Origin of the sequence: Gilliamella sp. B2889 (assembly GCF_026536885.1) — a bacterium.
In the GTDB taxonomy this organism is placed as follows: Bacteria; Pseudomonadota; Gammaproteobacteria; order Enterobacterales; family Orbaceae; genus Gilliamella; species Gilliamella apicola_E.
Genome location: NZ_JAFNNF010000010.1, coordinates 1 through 3,358, shown reverse-complemented (window position 1 = coordinate 3,358; position 3,358 = coordinate 1). Strand labels below are relative to the sequence as shown.

Here is a 3,358-nt window from a genome sequence, read left to right as displayed (position 1 = left end):
CATAAAATTATTTTTGTATTTATTTGATATTCGAATGAATAGAAAGATAAAGCTCTTTAACAATTAGGAACAAGCTGAAAGAAACGAGTTCTCGTTTTTACTGAAGGCATTGATATGAAAGTATGAATGTGAAGAAGTAGAAAAGAGAAAAAAGCGTAATTAAAACCAAGACAACTGTGAGTTGTAAGGTTAAGAAATTAAGCGTACACGGTGGATGCCTAGGCAATCAGAGGCGATGAAGGACGTGTTAATCTGCGAAAAGCGACGGTGAGCCGATAAAAGGCGCTATAGCCGTTGATGTCCGAATGGGGAAACCCAGTGCAGGTGACTGCACTATCATCTGATGAATACATAGTCAGATGAGGCGAACCGGGAGAACTGAAACATCTAAGTACCCCGAGGAAAAGAAATCAACCGAGATTCCCAAAGTAGCGGCGAGCGAAATGGGAGTAGCCCAAGCGGGTAGCATAATGTATTAGTGGAAGCGTCTGGAAAGTCGCACGATAGAGGGTGAAAGTCCCGTACATGAAAATGCATTATGTGGAAGCTTATAGAGTAGGGCGGGACACGTGATATCCTGTCTGAAGATGGGGGGACCATCCTCCAAGGCTAAATACTCCTGATTGACCGATAGTGAACCAGTACCGTGAGGGAAAGGCGAAAAGAACCCCGGGAGGGGAGTGAAATAGACCCTGAAACCGTGTACGTACAATCAGTGGGAGCATATACCGTTGGGTATGTGTGACTGCGTACCTTTTGTATAATGGGTCAGCGACTTATATTCTGTAGCAAGGTTAACCGAATAGGGGAGCCGAAGGGAAACCGAGTATTAACTGTGCGTTAAGTTGCAGGGTATAGACCCGAAACCCGGTGATCTAGCCATGGGCAGGTTGAAGGTTGGTTAACACTAACTGGAGGACCGAACCGACTAATGTTGAAAAATTAGCGGATGACCTGTGGCTGGGGGTGAAAGGCCAATCAAACCGGGAGATAGCTGGTTCTCCCCGAAAGCTATTTAGGTAGCGCCTCATGTATAACTGTTGGGGGTAGAGCACTGTTTCGGCTAGGGGGCCATCCCGGCTTACCAACCCGATGCAAACTCCGAATACTGACAAGTTTAATCATGGGAGACACACGGCGGGTGCTAACGTTCGTCGTGAAGAGGGAAACAACCCAGACCGCCAGCTAAGGTCCCAAAGTCATAGTTAAGTGGGAAACGAAGTGGGAAGGCTTAGACAGCTAGGATGTTGGCTTAGAAGCAGCCATCATTTAAAGAAAGCGTAATAGCTCACTAGTCGAGTCGGCCTGCGCGGAAGATGTAACGGGGCTAAAACTATGCACCGAAGCTGCGGCAGTGCACGTAAGTGTATTGGGTAGGGGAGCGTTCTGTAAGCCGTAGAAGGTGTGTTGTGAGGCATGCTGGAGGTATCAGAAGTGCGAATGCTGACATAAGTAACGATAAAGCGGGTGAAAAGCCCGCTCGCCGGAAGACCAAGGGTTCCTGTCCAACGTTAATCGGGGCAGGGTGAGTCGACCCCTAAGGAGAGGCCGAAGGGCGTATCTGATGGGAAACGGGTTAATATTCCCGTACTGGCTATAACTGCGATGGGGGGACGAAGAAGGCTAGGTTTACCACCTATTGGATGGTGGGTTAAGCGTGTAGGGGTGTGATTAGGCAAATCCGGTCACTGAGACCCTGAGGCGTGATGACGAGCTACTAAGGTAGTGAAGTAATTGATGCCCTGCTTCCAGGAAAATCCTCTAAGCTTCAGGTTATAGTTAATCGTACCCGAAACCGACACAGGTGGTCAGGTAGAGAATACTCAGGCGCTTGAGAGAACTCGGGTGAAGGAACTAGGCAAAATGGTGCCGTAACTTCGGGAGAAGGCACGCTGATGTTAATTGAAGTCCCATGCGGATGGAGGTGAAATCAGTCGAAGATACCAGCTGGCTGCAACTGTTTAATAAAAACACAGCACTGTGCAAACACGAAAGTGGACGTATACGGTGTGACGCCTGCCCGGTGCTGGAAGGTTAATTGATGGGGTTATGCGTAAGCAGAAGCTCTTGATCGAAGCCCCAGTAAACGGCGGCCGTAACTATAACGGTCCTAAGGTAGCGAAATTCCTTGTCGGGTAAGTTCCGACCTGCACGAATGGCGTAATGATGGCCAGGCTGTCTCCACCCGAGACTCAGTGAAATTGAAATTGCCGTGAAGATGCGGTGTACCCGTGGCAAGACGGAAAGACCCCGTGAACCTTTACTATAGCTTGACAGTGAACATTGAGCCTTAATGTGTAGGATAGGTGGGAGACTATGAAGTGTGTACGCCAGTATGCATGGAGTCATCCTTGAAATACCACCCTTTAATGTTTGATGTTCTAACCTATACTTCTGAATCGAGGTAAGGGACACTGTCTGGTGGGTAGTTTGACTGGGGCGGTCTCCTCCCAAAGAGTAACGGAGGAGCACGAAGGTTAGCTAATCCTGGTCGGACATCAGGAGGTTAGTGCAATGGCAAAAGCTAGCTTGACTGCGAGAGTGACGGCTCGAGCAGGTACGAAAGTAGGTCATAGTGATCCGGTGGTTCTGAATGGAAGGGCCATCGCTCAACGGATAAAAGGTACTCCGGGGATAACAGGCTGATACCGCCCAAGAGTTCATATCGACGGCGGTGTTTGGCACCTCGATGTCGGCTCATCACATCCTGGGGCTGAAGTAGGTCCCAAGGGTACGGCTGTTCGCCGTTTAAAGTGGTACGCGAGCTGGGTTTAGAACGTCGTGAGACAGTTCGGTCCCTATCTGCCATGGGCGTAGGAAAATTGAGAGGGTTTGCTTCTAGTACGAGAGGACCGAAGTGAACGCACCGCTGGTGTTCGGGTTGTGATGCCAATTGCATTGCCCGGTAGCTACGTGCGGAATAGATAAGTGCTGAAAGCATCTAAGCACGAAACTAGCCTCGAGATGAGTTTTCCCTGAAGAGATTCAGTAAGGTCCGTTTGAGACTAAGACGTAGATAGGTCAGGTGTGTAAGTGTAGTGATACATTGAGCTAACTGATACTAATGAACCGAGAGTCTTAACCTTACAACTCGGAGTTGTTTTGGGTTACGCAAGTTGAGAGTAAGAAATCATCGAAAGATGGTTAAAGATTAATAAAACAGTTTGTTCCGGATTGAGCGATTGATATAAAGATGAGATAATATACATCAATTGAAAAAGAGAAGACAGAATATGTCTGGCGGTAATAGCGCGGTGGTCCCACCTGACCCCATGCCGAACTCAGAAGTGAAACGCCGTAGTGCCGATGGTAGTGTGGGTATTACCCATGTGAGAGTAGGGTGCCGCCAGACTTTTAA

The 3,358-nt window shown here is 48.4% G+C and carries 2 rRNA genes; both read left to right on the top strand.

Annotated features, from left to right (window positions below):
- Window positions 1–187 precede the first annotated feature (187 nt).
- Window positions 188–3,086 (top strand): 23S ribosomal RNA (locus J3U09_RS10885).
- 150 nt (window positions 3,087–3,236) lie between these two features.
- Window positions 3,237–3,352, top strand: a 5S ribosomal RNA gene (gene rrf, locus J3U09_RS10880).
- The last annotated feature ends 6 nt before the right edge of the window (window positions 3,353–3,358 follow it).